General features: G+C 44.5%; 12 protein-coding genes. 9 read left to right on the forward strand and 3 right to left on the reverse strand.

Annotation, left to right across the window (positions count from 1 at the left end):
- Positions 1-12 precede the first annotated feature (12 nt).
- The 7 genes from dnaA (at position 13) to B1L02_RS00035 (ending at position 9,715) form a co-directional block, all read left to right on the forward strand.
- Positions 13-1,413, forward strand: coding sequence for a chromosomal replication initiator protein DnaA (gene dnaA, locus B1L02_RS00005; protein WP_088532223.1), 1,401 nt, complete (start codon positions 13-15; stop codon positions 1,411-1,413).
- Between the two features lie 10 nt (positions 1,414-1,423).
- On the forward strand, positions 1,424-2,527 hold the full coding sequence (gene dnaN / locus B1L02_RS00010; RefSeq protein WP_088529445.1) for a DNA polymerase III subunit beta: 1,104 nt from the start codon (positions 1,424-1,426) through the stop codon (positions 2,525-2,527).
- A 4-nt stretch (positions 2,528-2,531) separates the two neighbouring features.
- Positions 2,532-3,620, forward strand: a complete 1,089-nt coding sequence (gene recF / locus B1L02_RS00015; protein WP_088529446.1) for a DNA replication/repair protein RecF — start codon at positions 2,532-2,534, stop codon at positions 3,618-3,620.
- 12 nt (positions 3,621-3,632) lie between these two features.
- Positions 3,633-6,050, forward strand: a complete 2,418-nt coding sequence (gene gyrB / locus B1L02_RS00020) for a DNA topoisomerase (ATP-hydrolyzing) subunit B (RefSeq protein WP_088529447.1) — start codon at positions 3,633-3,635, stop codon at positions 6,048-6,050.
- A 175-nt stretch (positions 6,051-6,225) separates the two neighbouring features.
- Positions 6,226-7,128 carry a glycine--tRNA ligase subunit alpha gene (glyQ, locus tag B1L02_RS00025; protein ID WP_088529448.1) on the forward strand — a complete coding sequence of 301 codons (903 nt, stop codon included), beginning with the start codon at positions 6,226-6,228 and terminating at the stop codon, positions 7,126-7,128.
- Positions 7,128-9,197, forward strand: coding sequence for a glycine--tRNA ligase subunit beta (glyS, locus tag B1L02_RS00030; RefSeq protein WP_088529449.1), 2,070 nt, complete (start codon positions 7,128-7,130; stop codon positions 9,195-9,197). Before glyQ ends, glyS begins: the two co-directional genes overlap by 1 nt.
- A 71-nt stretch (positions 9,198-9,268) precedes the next feature.
- Complete coding sequence (locus B1L02_RS00035) at positions 9,269-9,715, forward strand: hypothetical protein (protein ID WP_088529450.1); 447 nt, start codon at positions 9,269-9,271, stop codon at positions 9,713-9,715.
- Between the two features lie 68 nt (positions 9,716-9,783).
- On the opposite strand, the gene tusA is transcribed toward B1L02_RS00035, so the two are convergent.
- From tusA to fadB, 3 genes are all read right to left on the reverse strand, one after another.
- The gene (gene tusA / locus B1L02_RS00040; RefSeq protein WP_010376829.1) at positions 9,784-10,023 is read right to left on the reverse strand and encodes a sulfurtransferase TusA; all 240 of its coding nucleotides are present in this window, start codon (positions 10,021-10,023) and stop codon (positions 9,784-9,786) included.
- Between the two features lie 222 nt (positions 10,024-10,245).
- Positions 10,246-11,415: an acetyl-CoA C-acyltransferase FadA gene (gene fadA / locus B1L02_RS00045; RefSeq protein ID WP_010604167.1), complete on the reverse strand. Its 1,170-nt coding sequence runs from the start codon at positions 11,413-11,415 to the stop codon at positions 10,246-10,248.
- A 1-nt stretch (position 11,416) separates the two neighbouring features.
- Positions 11,417-13,579 carry a fatty acid oxidation complex subunit alpha FadB gene (fadB, locus tag B1L02_RS00050; protein ID WP_088529451.1) on the reverse strand — a complete coding sequence of 721 codons (2,163 nt, stop codon included), beginning with the start codon at positions 13,577-13,579 and terminating at the stop codon, positions 11,417-11,419.
- Positions 13,580-13,860: 281 nt separating this feature from the next.
- On the opposite strand from fadB, the gene B1L02_RS00055 reads away from it, so the two are divergent.
- Together B1L02_RS00055 and pepQ are read left to right on the forward strand one after the other, a co-directional pair.
- Entirely contained in the window at positions 13,861-15,750 is a 1,890-nt protein-coding gene (locus B1L02_RS00055) for a transglycosylase SLT domain-containing protein (protein WP_088529452.1), read from the forward strand.
- Positions 15,751-15,844: 94 nt separating this feature from the next.
- The gene (pepQ, locus tag B1L02_RS00060) at positions 15,845-17,167 is read left to right on the forward strand and encodes a Xaa-Pro dipeptidase (RefSeq protein WP_088529453.1); all 1,323 of its coding nucleotides are present in this window, start codon (positions 15,845-15,847) and stop codon (positions 17,165-17,167) included.
- Positions 17,168-17,219: the final 52 nt, after the last annotated feature.

Raw genomic sequence — 17,219 nt, forward strand, 5'->3', positions numbered from 1 at the left:
TTGGAGTTCAGAGTGTATCTGTCGGTTTGGCAAAGTTGTTTATATGTTTTGCAAGATGAATTGCCATCTCAGCAATTTAGCATGTGGGTAAGACCACTACAGGCAGAAAGTACTGATGATACGCTAACTATCTATGCGCCGAATCGTTTTGTATTGGATTGGGTACGAGAAAAGTATCTCCACCGCATCAATGAACTGCTAATTGAGATCTGTGGTGATGAAGCGCCAGAGTTGCATTTTGATGTGGGCAGCAAACCTGTATTAGCAACTCAACCGAGTGTATCTAACGGGAAGGCTACGAGTGTAGACCATGCAGCCGATAACACGTCGATGTTGCAAGGCACGCAGCCAAAGATGGCGGAAAAGGTCGAGCCTGCTCCTAAATCTTCGCACAAGGCTAATATTAAAGAGAATTATACCTTTGATAACTTTGTAGAAGGTAAATCTAATCAGCTGGCGAAAGCTGCTGCAACGCAAGTTGCTGATAACCCAGGCTCAGCATTTAACCCCGTATTTATTTATGGTGGAACTGGCTTAGGTAAGACACACCTATTACATGCCGTAGGCAATGGTATTCTTGAACAAAAACCGGATGCAAAAATTGTTTATATGCATTCTGAGCGCTTTGTTCAGGACATGGTTAAAGCACTACAAAATAATGCCATTGAAGAATTCAAGCGCTATTACCGCAGCGTTGATGCATTGATGATTGATGATATCCAATTTTTTGCAAACAAAGAGCGTTCGCAAGAAGAGTTTTTCCATACTTTTAATGCGTTGCTTGAGGGCAATCAGCAAATTATTTTAACTTCTGACCGTTACCCTAAAGAAATAGAAGGGGTTGAGGACCGACTGAAGTCGCGTTTTGGTTGGGGGTTAACCATCGCTATTGAGCCACCAGAATTAGAAACTCGCGTTGCAATCTTAATGAAGAAAGCACAGCAAAGTAATATTAACTTGCCACATGAAGTTGCCTTCTTTATTGCTAAGAAATTACGCTCTAATGTGCGAGAGTTGGAAGGTGCGTTAAACCGCGTGATAGCTAATGCCAACTTCACTGGTCGTCCAATTTCTATCGATTTTGTTAAAGAAGCGCTACGTGATTTATTGGCGCTACAAGACAAACTCGTTACCATCGATAATATCCAGCGCACCGTTGCAGAATATTACCGAATTCGCGTTTCTGACTTACTGTCAAAACGTCGTAGCCGTTCAGTTGCTAGACCAAGACAAGTTGCCATGGCATTGTCTAAAGAGCTGACTAACCATAGCTTGCCAGAAATAGGCGATGCATTTGGCGGCCGCGACCATACCACCGTGTTACACGCGTGTAGAAAAGTAAAAGCACTTCGTGATGAAAGTCATGAGGTAAAAGAAGATTATCAAAACTTAATTAGAACGCTGTCTTCTTAAGGGTTAAATGATGCAAATAACGATTCCAAGAGAACTATTTTTAAAGCCACTGGTACAGGTGTCGGGTGCCATTGAGCGCAAACATACACTACCTATTTTGTCTAATGTATTGCTCGAAGTGAAAAATGGCGCACTACATATGACAGGTACAGATTTAGAGATAGAGCTTGTTGCATCTGTTGCCCTAGAATCAAATGTGCCAGACGCAAAGATCACTTTACCGGCGAAAAAGCTGCTCGATATTTGTAAAAGCCTGCCTGATAACTCTGATTTAGTGCTGAGCAGTCAGGAGCATCAACTGTTACTCACTAGCGGTCAAAGTCGCTTTTCATTGACAACCTTAGCTGCCGAAGATTTCCCTAATCTTGAGAAGTGGGATGGTGAGGTTGAGTTTTCTATAACTCGTTTAGAACTTAGAAAGTTGTTAGAAGCAACGCATTTCTCTATGGCTAACCAAGACGTACGTTACTATTTAAATGGTATGTCATTCGAAGTAGATAATAGCGAAATTAAAACGGTAGCCACCGATGGTCATCGTCTGGCAATAGCACAGCAAAAATTACCTGAATCACTGCAAACGCAACGCCAACTAATCATCCCGCGTAAAGGTGTGCAAGAGATCATGCGCTTACTGCCTGCAGATGATGAAACTATTACAATTCAATTTGGTGCCAATCATGTGCGTATCATCGACAGCGAATTTACTTTTACGAGTAAGCTAGTGGATGGCCGCTTCCCTGATTATCGTCGCGTATTACCTCGTGGTGGGGACAAGTTAGTTACCGCAAATCGTGATTGGCTACGTAGTGCATTTCAGCGGGTATCTATTCTTTCTAACGAAAAGTTTCGTGGTGTTCGATTGAATCTGAGTAATGGGCAATTGAAGATTAGTGCCAATAACCCAGAGCAGGAGCAAGCAGAAGAAATCGTTGAGGTAGGTTACCAAGGCGATGATCTTGAAGTTGGTTTTAACGTTTCTTACTTATTAGATGTGTTAAATACAATAAAGTCTGAAGATGTACAATTTACGCTTTCTGATGCAAACAGCAGTGCGCTGATTGAAGCTGCTGGTGACGAACATGCAATGTATGTAGTTATGCCGATGCGTTTATAGAGTTATGAGTTTGACTCACCTTAGCCTCAATGCGTTTAGAAACATTGAGGCGATGGCGCTTTCACCTAGCAATGCCGTTAATGTCATTCTTGGCGAAAACGGCAGCGGCAAAACCAGTCTGCTCGAAGCCATTTATTTTCTCTCCAGTGGTAAATCTTTTCGTACCAACCTGCAAAAATTAATGATCAAGCATGAGGCGTCTCATTGCGTTGTTCATGCTAAAAAACAACTACATAACTTGTCTATACCGCTCGGCATTAGTAAATATACAAGTGGTGAAACAAAGCTTCGAATTCAAGGGCAGGCAAGCCGGAAAGTGGCAGAATTAGCACAGGTTTTACCTGTTCAAGTTATTACACCAGAAAGCTATGAGCTGTTTTTTGGTGGCCCAAAAGAGCGCCGTAAGTTTCTTGATTTGGGAGTGTTCCACGTGGAACATCAGTTCTATTCTACATGGAAAATGTTCAATCAGGTGCTTAAGCAACGCAACGCGCTATTGAAATCTAAGCCAAGAGATCTCCAATCCCAGCTAAGTTATTGGGATAAGGAGTTTGTACGCCTTGCTGAGCAAATAAATATGTTTAGAGAGGCGTATATAGGTAGGTTTCAGGCGCATTTTTTTGATAAGATAGGGGATATAAGCCCTATATTTAAAGCCCTTGAAATTCGCTTTCAAGCGGGCTGGAAGGGGAACCTAGCTGAAGTATTAACGAATCAGCTAGAGCGAGATGTAAAACTTGGCTATACAAGTAAAGGACCGCATAAGGCTGACTTTAACTTTTATACTCAAGGAAACAGCGTAGAACATATTTTTTCTCGTGGTCAACTCAAGTTATTACTGTATGCACTTAAAGTAATGCAAAACAGTTTGATTGACCAAGAGAGTAATAAGCAGTCAATTCTGCTTATTGATGATTTACCTTCGGAGCTTAGTGAAGATACTAAGGTGGCGGTATCGCGTTTGTTGGCGCAATGTCAGTCACAGCTGTTTATCACAGCTATTACTCCAGAAAGTATTGCCGCCGTTATTGAACCAATGGAACGTGAAATAAAAATGTTCCACGTGGAACATGGCAGCTTAATAACAAAATAATTGGAAGAAACCATGTCGGAAAATTACGATTCGTCGAGTATTAAAGTACTTAAAGGATTGGATGCTGTAAGAAAGCGTCCGGGAATGTATATCGGTGACACAGACGATGGTACTGGTTTACATCACATGGTGTTTGAGGTCGTTGATAACTCAATCGACGAAGCACTAGCAGGATATTGTGACGATATTTTCGTAACAATTCATACCGATGGCTCTGTATCTGTTCGAGATAATGGTCGTGGTATCCCTACTTCAATTCACGAAGAAGAAGGGGTCTCTGCGGCAGAAGTTATCATGACTGTACTACATGCTGGTGGTAAATTTGATGATAACTCATATAAAGTATCTGGCGGTTTGCACGGTGTAGGTGTTTCTGTTGTAAATGCACTTTCTGAAAAACTACAATTAACAATCCGCCGTGATGGCAAAGTGCATCAGCAAAAGTATACTATGGGTGTTCCTGATGCACCGCTAGGTGTTATCGGAGAAGCGGAATCTACAGGTACAGAATTGAGATTCTGGCCAAGTGCTGAAACTTTTTCAGATACAAATTTCCACTACGATATTCTAGCTAAGCGCCTACGTGAATTATCTTTCCTTAACTCCGGCGTGAGCATCATTTTGAATGATGAGCGCGAAGAAAATAAAAAAGATCATTTCAAGTACGAAGGTGGTATTCAAGCATTTGTTGCGTATCTAAATCGTAAAAAGACACCAGTTCATCAAAGTGTTTTCCACTTTTCGACAGAACGTGATGATGGCATTAGCGTTGAAGTCTCTATGCAATGGAATGATGGTTTCCAAGAAAACATCTACTGTTTTACTAATAACATTCCTCAACGTGATGGTGGTACTCACTTAGCCGGTTTCCGTGCTGCACTTACGCGAACGCTTAATACTTACATGGAAAAAGAAGGCTTTAATAAAAAGTATAAAACCAGTGCAACGGGTGACGATGCCCGTGAAGGTTTGACGGCTGTTGTAAGTGTTAAAGTGCCTGATCCTAAGTTCTCTTCGCAGACGAAAGATAAACTTGTTTCTAGTGAAGTGAAAGGTGCTGTTGAGCAAATGATGGCTGAAAAGCTAACAGAGTTCTTGCTCGAAAACCCAGGTGACGCAAAAACGGTGGTGAGTAAGATTGTTGATGCTGCGCGCGCGCGTGAAGCCGCACGTAAGGCTCGTGAAATGACTCGTCGTAAAGGTGTTATGGACTTAGCCGGTCTACCAGGTAAACTAGCTGACTGCCAAGAACGAGACCCTGCACTTTCTGAACTATATATAGTGGAGGGTGACTCGGCGGGTGGTTCTGCTAAGCAAGGTCGTAACCGTAAAAACCAAGCAATCCTGCCGCTTAAAGGTAAAATTCTTAACGTAGAAAAAGCACGTTTTGATAAGATGCTTTCTTCTCAGGAAGTTGCAACACTAATTACGGCATTAGGCTGTGGTATCGGCCGTGATGAATATAACCCTGAAAAGCTGAGATATCACCGTATCATCATCATGACCGATGCGGACGTGGATGGTTCACACATCCGTACGCTGCTACTGACGTTCTTCTATCGTCAAATGCCAGAAATCATTGAGCGTGGTTATGTGTATATTGCTCAGCCACCACTATATAAAGTGAAGAAAGGTAAGCAAGAGCGTTATATTAAAGACGATAATGCACTAACAGCATACCTAACAACATTAGCACTAAACGAAGCGTCACTATATCCGTCGGAAGGCGCAGAGCCAATAACAGGTAACAAACTAGAAAATCTAGTACATGATTATCAGAATACGATAGATATCATCGAGCGTTTAAAGCGTAAGTACCCGTCTTCAATCATGAACCGTTTGCTTTACCACCCAGAGTTAACTGAGTCAGATTTATCTGATGAAGCTAAGGTAACTGCGTGGACTGAAAACTTGGTTGCTGACCTTGTGAAGAAAGATGAAGATGCCACCATCTTTAATGCAGAGGTGGCATTTGATGAAGAGCGGCGCATGTACTACCCGGTGGTCAATATTCGTCAGCACGGTGTTGATAAAGCGCATACCTTGAACTTCGACTTTATTACATCTAAAGATTATGTTCGTATCGCGAACACAGGCCGTCAGATTGGTAACTTAGTGACAGAAGGTGGGTACGTACAACGTGGTGAAAAAACTCAGGCGATTGACTACTTTGAGACTGGTCTTGAGTGGCTCATCTCAGAGTCTAAGCGTGGCTTGTATACACAACGCTATAAAGGATTAGGTGAGATGAACCCAAATCAGCTTTGGGAAACAACAATGGATCCGAGCGCCCGCCGTATGCTACGTGTGACTATTGAAGACGCCATTGCAGCCGACCAATTGTTTGCAACCTTGATGGGTGACCAAGTTGAACCTCGTCGAGAGTTTATCGAAACAAATGCACTGAGAGTTGTTAACTTAGACGTGTAAACCAAACATCTAGTAAAAAGGAGGGATTTTCCCTCCTTTTTTTATGCTTTAAAGCTTAAAACCCACCTGCGCTCGCGGTATACTGAGCATAATTTTCAATCATTGAATCTAGGGTGTGCGCCAAATTACTGTGGGCGTTCACATACGATAAGTACCAGATAAAAATAAGCCAACTATGCAAAAATACGATATCAAAACCTTCCAAGGTTTGATCCTGGCTTTACAGGATTACTGGGCGCAGCAAGGCTGTGTTGTAGCTCAACCTTTAGATATGGAAGTTGGTGCGGGTACATTCCACCCGATGACCTTCCTTAAGTCCATTGGTCCTGAGCCAATGTCGAGCGCATATGTACAACCTTGTCGCCGTCCGACAGATGGTCGCTATGGTGAAAACCCTAACCGTCTTCAGCATTACTACCAATTCCAAGTGGTATTGAAGCCATCGCCAGAGAATATTCAGGAGCTCTACCTAGGCTCTCTAGAGGCGTTGGGCATTGATACATTAACGCACGAAGTACGCTTTGTTGAAGACAACTGGGAATCACCTACGCTAGGCGCTTGGGGATTAGGCTGGGAAGTATGGTTAAATGGCATGGAAGTGACTCAGTTTACTTACTTCCAGCAAGTTGGCGGTATTGAATGTTCACCGGTAACGGGTGAAATTACTTACGGCTTAGAGCGCCTTGCTATGTATATACAAGGTGTAGATAGCATTTATGATCTCGTTTGGACTGATGGTCCAATGGGGCGCGTAACTTATGGTGACGTGTTCATGCAGAACGAGATCGAACAATCGACATATAACTTTGAATATGCGGATGTAGATGCATTATTCAAACAGTTTGATCAGTGTGAAAAAGAAAGCGAAAAGCTAATCGAAGCAGGGCTTCCTCTACCAGCCTATGAGCAGGTAATGAAAGCATCTCATGCGTTTAACCTATTAGATGCACGTCATGCTATCTCAGTAACTGAACGTCAGCGCTATATATTAAGAGTTCGTGCTTTATCAAAAGCCTGTGCACAGGCTTACTATGACGCACGTGAAGCACTTGGCTTCCCGCTTTGTAAGGATAAATAATGTCGACTGAAAATTTACTTGTAGAAATCGGTACCGAAGAGCTACCACCAAAGGCGTTACGCAACCTTGCTGAGTCATTCGCAGAAAATACTAGGCAAGAACTTGAAGCATTAGAACTTAGCCATGAAGGCGTGAGCTGGTATGCATCACCTCGTCGTTTAGGTATTCAAGTTAAAGCCTTACAAACGCAACAAGCCGACAAAGTAGTTGAAAAACGTGGTCCAGCTATTCAGGCGGCATTTGATGCCGACGGTAACGCCACAAAAGCGGCGCTAGGTTGGGCTCGTGGTTGTGGTATTGATATTAATGATGCTGAGCGTTTAGAAACTGACAAGGGTACTTGGCTGCTACACAAAGCGAAAGTAGAGGGGCAACAGACCTTAGCGTTACTAAGCGATGTGATCAACAAAGCACTGGCTAAGTTACCTATTCCAAAGCCGATGCGCTGGGGTGCGAACAAGACGCAATTTATCCGTCCTGTGCATACTGTGGCTGCACTACTTGGTAGTCAACAAGTTGAAGGTGAAGTGTTAGGTAAAGCCATCAGCAATGAGCTGCAAGGACATCGCTTCCATCACCCTGAGCGTGTTCGTGTTGAACATGCTGATGATAGTCATGCAGTGCTAAAAGGTGCATACGTTATTGCGGATTACGAAGCACGTAAAGCGTTAATTCGTGGCCAAATTGAAGCTGAAGCTGAAAAGCTCGGCGCGCAAGTCGCGATGGATGAAGATCTTCTCGAAGAAGTTACATCATTAGTCGAGTGGCCAGTAACTTTAGTTGCTTCTTTTGAAGAAGCCTTCTTGCAAGTGCCTGATGAAGCACTTATCTACACCATGAAAGACGACCAAAAGTACTTTCCACTGTTAGATAAGCAAGGCAACTTGATCAACAAGTTCTTGTTTGTTTCTAATATTGAAAGTAAAGACCCGAGCGTGGTGATCTCGGGTAACGAGAAAGTGGTTCGCCCACGTCTGGCAGATGCTCAGTTTTTCTTTGAAACGGATAAGAAGAAAACGCTGGAAAGTCGTCTTGAGTCACTTGATTCAGTGTTATTTCAGAAGCAGCTTGGCACACTAAAAGACAAGTCAGAGCGTATCTCGGCACTCGCTGGTTTTATTGCTGAACAGCTTGGTGCTGATAAGGCACTAGCAGAACGTGCTGGTTTACTAAGTAAAACCGATCTTATGACTGAAATGGTCATGGAATTTACTGACGTTCAGGGTGTGATGGGTATGCATTACGCCCGTATTGATGGCGAAGCGGAAGAAGTCGCACTAGCACAAAATGAGCAATATATGCCGCGTTTTGCTGGTGATAATCTACCGTCTAACCCAATCAGTTTTGCCGTGGCGCTTGCGGATAAGTTTGATACTTTGGTTGGTATTTTTGGGATCGGCCAGACACCAAAAGGCGATAAAGATCCGTTTGCACTTCGCCGAGCAGCCATTGGTGCATTACGCATTATGGTAGAAAAAGAATTACCATTAGACATTCAGGATATCGTCGCCAAAGCAATGACGTTATTCGGTGATAAGCTAAGCAATGCAAATGTTGCCGATGATGTGGTTGAGTTTATGTTAGGTCGTTTCCGTGCTTGGTACCAAGATGAAGGTATCAGCGTGGATGTGATCCAAGCAGTACTTGCAAGGCGTCCAACGAGCCCTGTTGATTTTGATCGCCGAGTAAAAGCGGTGAGTCACTTTAGAACGTTGGTGGAAGCCGAAGCGTTAGCTGCAGCCAATAAGCGTGTAAACAACATCTTAGCGAAGAATAACGTTGCTTCTGAAGTTGCGGTGGATAGTTCACTACTACAAGAAGAAGCAGAGCAAACACTTGCTGAACAAGTTGCTGCACTAACTGCTGAGCTTGCACCAGTTTACGCTGAAGGGGATTATCAAACTGCACTGACGCGTTTAGCGAGTTTACGTGAAGCAGTAGATAACTTCTTTGATAATGTCATGGTAATGGCGGACGATGAAGCGGTTAAAGCTAATCGTTTAGCACTACTTGGTCAGTTGAGTAAGTTATTCCTGAATACTGCAGATATTTCAGTGTTACAAAATTAATTGCTGATACAAAAGCCAGCAACTGCTGGCTTTTTGCTGATTGGTAAAAGCAAGTAAAAGGCAGTCTAGCTATGATTAAAAAACAAGGGGCAATGGCGATTGCACTATTAGCACTTACCGCTTGTAGTAGTAACTTTCAATTGCCAACGACTTCAACTTCGCCAGTTGTTGCAGGTGAGTTGGATAAGACAATGTACTTACGCGGTGACTTCACCTTGTGGGATGCAGAGCCTCAGTATCGCCTAGAGGAAACACAACCTGGGATCTACGCAACAAAAGCCAGATTTATGAGCCCAGGTAAAGTGTATGAATTTAAAATTGCCGATGAGCAATGGAGTGAAGGCTATAACTGTGGCTATAAGAGTGAAGGGCAGTTAACGCTTGGCCAACCGCTGATCGCGGATTGTAATACGGTGTATAACTACTTTAGTTTTAAGCCGAGTAAAAAAGGATGGTACGAAATCCGCTTAGATTATCGTAATCCTCGTTCACCAAAGGTGGTGATTGTAAAATCTTAAAAGAGCGGCAAATGCCGCTTTATTATTGTCTGACTCATCAGTCCAAACACAATTGTTAGAATTGGAGGCTACTGACCTTTCTTAATCACGTATTTGTAAGGAGATTCAGCCACTGCTTTGGCGACCAAAGTGTGATCCATAAATTCACAGAAGCTCGGAATGTCTCTTGTTGTTGATGGATCATCTGCGATAACTAACAACGTCTCACCTAAGTTCATCCTTCTCACCATGCCTCTAATCATCATTACTGGCTCCGGACAACGTAAGCCTACTGCATCTAAGGTATGGTCGGTATTATCAAAACTCATTGTGGTTGGCCTTGTTAGTTCGTTGTTAGTTACGAAAACCGCTATTTTAACCACATGTTGTAAGCAAGCTCAAGTTTGGATAGCTCGTGCCTTAGCCAACCTGAGGTTAGGTAAATACAGGTAATAAAAAAGGCAAAACAGCTGTGCCGTTTTGCCTTGGTCACCAAGTTGAAGTTGTGCGCTGGTATTGTCTTGTAAAAGCCCAGTACCAGCTGGTTGGAATTAGTTGTCTACACGCTCGAATACGGTAGCGATACCTTGGCCTAAACCAATACACATAGTTGCAAGGCCATACTTCGCGTCTTTCTCTTCCATGAGGTTGATAAGCGTTGTGCTAATACGCGAGCCGGAACAACCTAGTGGGTGACCGAGTGCAATCGCACCACCGTTAAGATTCACTTTTTCATCTACCTTGTCTAGTAGCCCTAGGTCTTTTAGCACGGGTAGTGATTGCGCAGCGAAGGCTTCGTTTAGTTCTGCAACATCAATATCATCGATAGTAATGCCTGCCTGCTTTAAGGCTTTTTGTGAGGCTGGAACTGGACCGTAACCCATGATGGAAGGATCGCAACCTGCGACTGCCATTGACTTAACTCGAGCACGAATTGGAAGGCCAAGCTCTCTTGCTTTAGACTCGCTCATGACCAACATAGCAGAAGCACCATCAGACAGCGCTGAAGAGGTACCTGCAGTTACCGTACCCGATGCTGGGTTAAATACCGGACGTAGCTGTCCTAGACCTTCTAGGCTTGTCTCTGGACGGATAACTTCGTCATGCTCGACAAGTACTGGTGTACCATCGGCATCGTGACCTTCCATTGGCAGGATTTCTTTTGCAAAACGCCCTTCAAGGGTTGCGGCATGTGCGCGCTGGTGTGAACGTACGGCAAATTCATCTTGCTGCTCACGACTGATACCGTGCATTAGCGCTAAGTACTCAGCCGTTAAACCCATCACACCAGCAGCTTGTGCTACAGACGTCGCAAGGCCTGGGTGAAAGTCATTACCATGTGTCATTGGTACGTGACCCATGTGCTCAACACCACCGATAAGGTAAGTGTCACCAGCACCTGTCATGATTGCGCGAGCTGCGTCATGCAATGCCTGCATTGACGAACCGCATAGGCGGTTTACGGTTACCGCCGGTACGGTGTGAGGAATGCCTGCTAAGAGAGCAGCGTTACGACCAACGTTAAAGCCTTGCTCTAAAGTTTGCTGTACACAGCCCCAGTAAATGTCATCAATTGAGTCTGGTGCTACTTGAGGGTTACGCTCAAGTAGGCCTTTCATCAAGTGTGCGCTGAGGTCTTCGGCACGTTTATGCTTAAATACACCGCCTTTTGAACGGCCCATTGGGGTACGAATACAATCTACGATTACCGCGTTTTCCATGTTACTGGCCCTCCACTTGATAGAACACTTTACCTTCATCTGCCCACTGTCTAGTTTGCTCAGAAACCTGATAAATTTCACCAAGATGAGCGTACTTGTCAGCCATTGCTACAAAGTTTGCGAGGCCGATTTGGTCTAGATAGCGGAATGCACCACCTCTGAATGGAGGGAAGCCGATACCGTAGATCAGTGCCATGTCTGCTTCTTGCGGTGAAGCAACAATGTTTTCTTGCAGACACAGTAACACTTCATTGATCATTGGCACCATACAACGCTCAATAATCGTTTGTTTATCAAATTCAGTTGGTGCGTCACAAATACCGCTCAGCAACTCAAGCGCACTGTCGTCTTTACTCTTCTTCAGGCGACCTTTGCGATCTGGAGCGTATTGATAGAAGCCTTGTTGGTTTTTCTGACCAAAGCGCTCAGCACCCGCAAGTACTGCGACAGGATCTTTGTCTTTACGTGCCATGCGAGTAGGGAAGCCATCAGCCATTACGCCAGTACAATGGTTTGCCGTATCGATGCCGACTACGTCTAGTAGGTACGCAGGGCCCATTGGCCAGCCGAAGACATTTTCCATAACCTTATCTACTTTTGCGAAGTCAGCACCTTCTACAACAAGTTGGCTGAAGCCTGCAAAGTAAGGGAATAGAACACGGTTCACGAAGAAACCTGGGCAATCGTTAACAACGATAGGAGACTTGCCAAGCTTTAAGGCATAATCTACCACTGCGGCAACGGTTTCATCCGATGTTTGTTCGCCACGAATGATTTCTACCAATGGCATTTTTGGCACTGGGTTAAAGAAGTGCATGCCACAGAAGTTTTCTGGCTTCTCAAGTGCGGTGGCTAACTCATCAATACGAATAGTCGACGTGTTTGAAGTCAGGATCGTACCTTCTGGTAATTGCGACTCTAAACTCGCCAATACCGTTTTCTTGATTTTAGGGTTTTCAACAACGGCTTCTACGATGATGTCTGAGCCTTGTAGGTCGTGATCGTTTAACGTTGGTTTGATTTTGCCTAAAGTGGCAATCATCTTGTCCATCGACATGTGGCCGCGCTGTACTTTTTTACCAAGTAGTTTTGCAGCCTCACCCATACCAAGGTCTAGGGCACCTTGTTGGATGTCTTTCATGACAATTGGCGTACCTTTGTAGGCTGATTGGTAAGCGATACCGCCACCCATAATACCAGCACCAAGTACCGCTGCTTGTTTGATCTCAGTTTTACTTTGTTTCGCTTGTTTCTTGGCAACTGTTTTAATGTATTGGTCCGCAAGGAAAATACCAGTTTGCGCTGCGGCTTCTGCTGTTTTAGCAAGCTTAGCAAAGTTTTGGTTTTCGAGTGCCATCGCTTCGCTGCGGCTAAGGTTAGCTGCCGCTTTAAGGGTTTGTACCGCCATCATTGGTGCTGGGTAATGGCCTTTGGTTTTTGCCATTACTAAGCCTTCGGCCATACCAAAGCTCATGCCTTGTTCAACACGATTCATCTTCAATGGGTCAAGCTTGATTTGGCGTTTCGCGCGCCAATCCAACTTACCTTCGATGGCTTGTTCTAAGGTACGAATAGCAGCGGCCATGAGTTTGTCAGCCGGTACTACACCATCAACCGCACCGACTTTCAGTGCGTCATTCGCTCGGTTTTCTTGACCTGTGGTGATCCACGTCATTGCGTTGTCAGCGCCGATTAAGCGAGGAAGTCTTACGGTACCACCAAAGCCTGGCATAATGCCAAGCTTAACTTCTGGTAAGCCGATTTTTGCGGTGTCAGTTGCGATACGGTAATCCGTGGCGAGTAACCACTCGCAGCCACCGCCAAGTGCAAGGCCATTTACAGCTGATAGTGTAGGGAAAGGTAAATCTTCGATTGCGTCGAAGACATCGGTTGCGGTTTTGATCCAGCCAACAAGTTCTTCTTCTGGACGTTGGAAAGTGGGAAGGAATTCAAAAATATCAGCGCCAACAATAAAGTGGTCTTTGTCGCTGGTAAAAATTAAGCCGTCGATGTCGTCGCGCTGACTCAATTCGATAAGCGCTTCGTGGCTTTCCTTAAGTACTTGCTGAGATAGTTTGTTTACTGAGCCTGGTAGGCAAAACTTAAACTCAGCGATATTGCCTTTGCAAAAATCAACTACAAAGGACTCGCGTTTGATTAACATACATGTTCTCCCGTGCTTTACACTGGTACGATGAGTTGTAATTTCAATCAGTGTGGATCCTTTGGCGGCAAATTGCAATGAAAAATTTACCGCACATTTACTGAAATACCTGAGTCGGTTTGCTATGGTGGCTTAACACACTTCGCATTTAGTGTCATTTATGGGCATGCTCGTAAATGACAAGCCGAGTTTTTGGTCTTCAGCGCCATCTTTAGATAAGCATAATTTGGCTGTATTTCAATTTAGGTGTGTATTCTTTTGGCAAATAAAAAAGGGTTTGCATGACATATTGGTTACGCCGCTTAGCTGTAGGCAGCTTATGTATGGTGAGCTGGCTCAGTGCAGCCGGCAGCACTCACGACGAGTTTAAGGAGGCCGAGCGCATTGCTTGGTCTGGTAATTACAGCAACTTTAAAGCCGCTATTGCGCAGCTCGATCACCCGCTCAAACCTTACGTTGAAATGGCGTTTTACAAGCGTCACCCAAGGCTAAAGTATCAGCAAGAAATCCAGCACTTCCTCATGGTGTATGAACATACGCCGCTCGAATGGCCGGTGCGTGCTGCTTGGTTAGACTACTTAAAGCGGTACAAGAAAAAAGCACGTTTCATTGAAGACTACCGTGATACCAGTGATGTTGAGCTCAAGTGTACTTACTTGGCCTACCAATTGGACTTAGGCGCGCCAACAAAAGCCATTCTTGACCAAGTAACCGATATTTGGACGGTGGGAAAGTCTCAGCCCAAAGCCTGCGATAGTCTTTTTAGGCAATGGCAAAAAGCGGGGTATAGGACGCCTGAGCGTGTCTGGCAGCGAATTTCTAGTGCCGCACAATCCGGTCAAACGTCACTGCTAGACTATCTTGAGAAGCTGTTACCAAAAAATGAGGCCTATCTCGCCGAGCTTTATAAAAAAGTTCGTCAAGATCCGAGTGCCGCTGCCGGACTCTATCGCTTTAGTAAACGCACTGAGAAAGAAGCCGAAATTGCGGTATATGGTGTAAGACGCTTAGTTTGGCGCGATCCTGATTTAGCGTTGCGTGCATGGCAGAAGATGCAGGATATGTTTACTTTCACCCAGCAGCAAAAGGATAGTGTTGCTTATCGTTTTGCTCTGGCGCTTGCGTCTAAAGGCCATGAAGACGCACGGTTTTGGCTTAATAAAGTGCCTAAATCGTTGCAGGACAAAAAGCTACTACAGTGGCTGATGAGTAACATGCTGAAAGAGCAAGATTGGGAAGGGATCTCGGCCTTATTCGTGGGTCACGATCAGCTTAGCAATGGTCAGCAATACTGGCTTGCATATAGCCTCGCTAAGCGTGGTGAGTTGGCTAAGGCTAACGAGATTTGGCAGCAGTTAGCACAAGAGCGTGATTACTACGGCTTTTTGGCTGCTGCACGATTGGGGTTACCGGTATCACTGAATGAAGCGCCGTTAAATGTTGAATCTAGTATCGTAGAACGAGTATCTCATGCGCCTGGGTTTAAGCGAGCAAAGGCTTTATACGAATTGGAAAGGTATACTCAAGCACGTCGAGAGTGGAACTATCTTACTAACACCTCAAGCAAAGAGGAAAAGCTTGCAGCATCCATATTGGCTGCTGAGTTTGATTGGTATGACAGCACTATTTTTACCCTGGCACAGATCAAAGCGTGGGATTACGTTGATTTGCGTTTCCCCATGGCGTTTAAAGATCTGTTCACTAAATATAGTGAGCGTAGTCGAGTCGATGTCGCATGGAGCATTGCGATTGCCCGCCGGGAAAGCTCTTTCGCACCAGATGCGCGTTCGAGTGCGGATGCCCACGGTTTAATGCAGCTGCTTCCAAGCACTGCTAAATATGTTAATAACCGCAAGCGCGTAACAAAGAATCGCCTGTATCATCCGGCCACAAACATTCGTTTGGGGACCAGTTATTTAGAGTATTTGAAGCGTAAAAATGCTGGTAATGAGATATTGGCTACGGCTTCGTACAATGCGGGCTATCATAGAATTAAGCGCTGGCTCCCTTCAGAGGCCATGCCTGCTGAACTTTGGATTGAGCTAATCCCATACCGAGAAACGCGCGACTATGTAAAAAATGTGATGGCATATCGACAGGTTTACCATACCCGTCTAGGTCGTGACGGCAACATATTGGCAAGTATTTTGGATATGAAAATTGTGAAATAACCGCACATGGCTGGTGCTTAGACTCAGTTCGTCGTTTTTAGGTAGCAGCTATGATAGACTCGATAGTATGTGAATTTTTGAAAATGGGTACACCATGGATAAGTTAGCAAATTTATACGCAGAGCATATTGCCACGTTGCAACAGCGTACAAGAACGATAGTAGACAGAGAAGGGCTGGATGGACTTGTGATCCATTCGGGGCAAGCAAAACGTCAATTCCTTGATGATATGTACTATCCGTTTAAAGTTAACCCGCAATTTAAAGCTTGGTTGCCTGTTATCGATAACCCGCATTGCTGGATTGTGGTCAATGGCAGTGACAAGCCGAAACTCATTTTTTATCGTCCGGTTGATTTTTGGCATAAAGTGCCTGACGAACCGAGAGATTTTTGGGCAGAGTATTTTGATATTCAACTGCTGGTTAAGCCAGATCAGGTTGAACAGTTACTGCCGTACGACAAAGCAAACTATGCCTATATCGGTGAATATTTAGAGGTTGCACAAGCGCTTGGCTTTACTCTAGTGAATCCAGAGCCGGTGATGAACTTCTTGCATTATCATCGTGCATATAAAACTCAGTATGAAATGGCATGTTTACGTGAAGCGAGCCGCCTTGGCGTGCTTGGCCACGTGGCGGCGCGCGATGCCTTCTTTGCTGGTGGCTCCGAGTTTGAAATTCAACAAGCGTATCTTAATGCAACTCAGCATATGGAAAACGATACGCCGTATGGCAATATTGTCGCCTTGAATGAAAATTGTGCGATTTTGCACTACACCCATTTTGAGCGTAAAGCGCCGAGTAAGCACTTATCATTTTTGATTGATGCCGGTGCAAACTTTAACGGTTATGCGTCAGATATTACCCGTACTTATGATTTTGCTAAACAAGGTGAGTTTGCCGAGTTGGTGAAAGTCATGAACGATCACCAAATTGAGTTGGGCAAAGCATTGCAACCGGGCAAACTATATGGTGAGCTGCATATTGATTGTCACAATCGCGTAGCGCAGGTGCTGAGTGACTTTGGTATTGTTAAGCTTGATGCTCAGGCTATCGTCGAAAAGGGTATTACTTCTACTTTCTTCCCTCATGGTCTTGGCCACCATATCGGTCTTCAAGTACACGACATGGGCGGATTTATGGCTGATGAAGCTGGTACGCACCAAGCGCCACCAGAAGGTCACCCGTTCTTGCGTTGTACTCGTAAGATAGAGGCTAATCAGGTGTTTACTATTGAGCCTGGATTATACTTCATTGATTCATTGCTGGAAGATTTGGCGCAAACAGATAACAAACAGTATATCAATTGGGATAAAATTGATGCGCTGAAGCCTTACGGTGGTATCCGTATTGAAGATAACATTATTGTGCATGAAGATAGACTAGAAAATATGACGCGAGATTTCGGTCTCGAGTAAGCGGATTTCTAGCGTTAAAAGCAAGTATATTTGGGGGCCGATTGGCTCCCTT

This window comes from Pseudoalteromonas piscicida (assembly GCF_002208135.1).
GTDB lineage: Bacteria > Pseudomonadota > Gammaproteobacteria > Enterobacterales > Alteromonadaceae > Pseudoalteromonas > Pseudoalteromonas piscicida_A.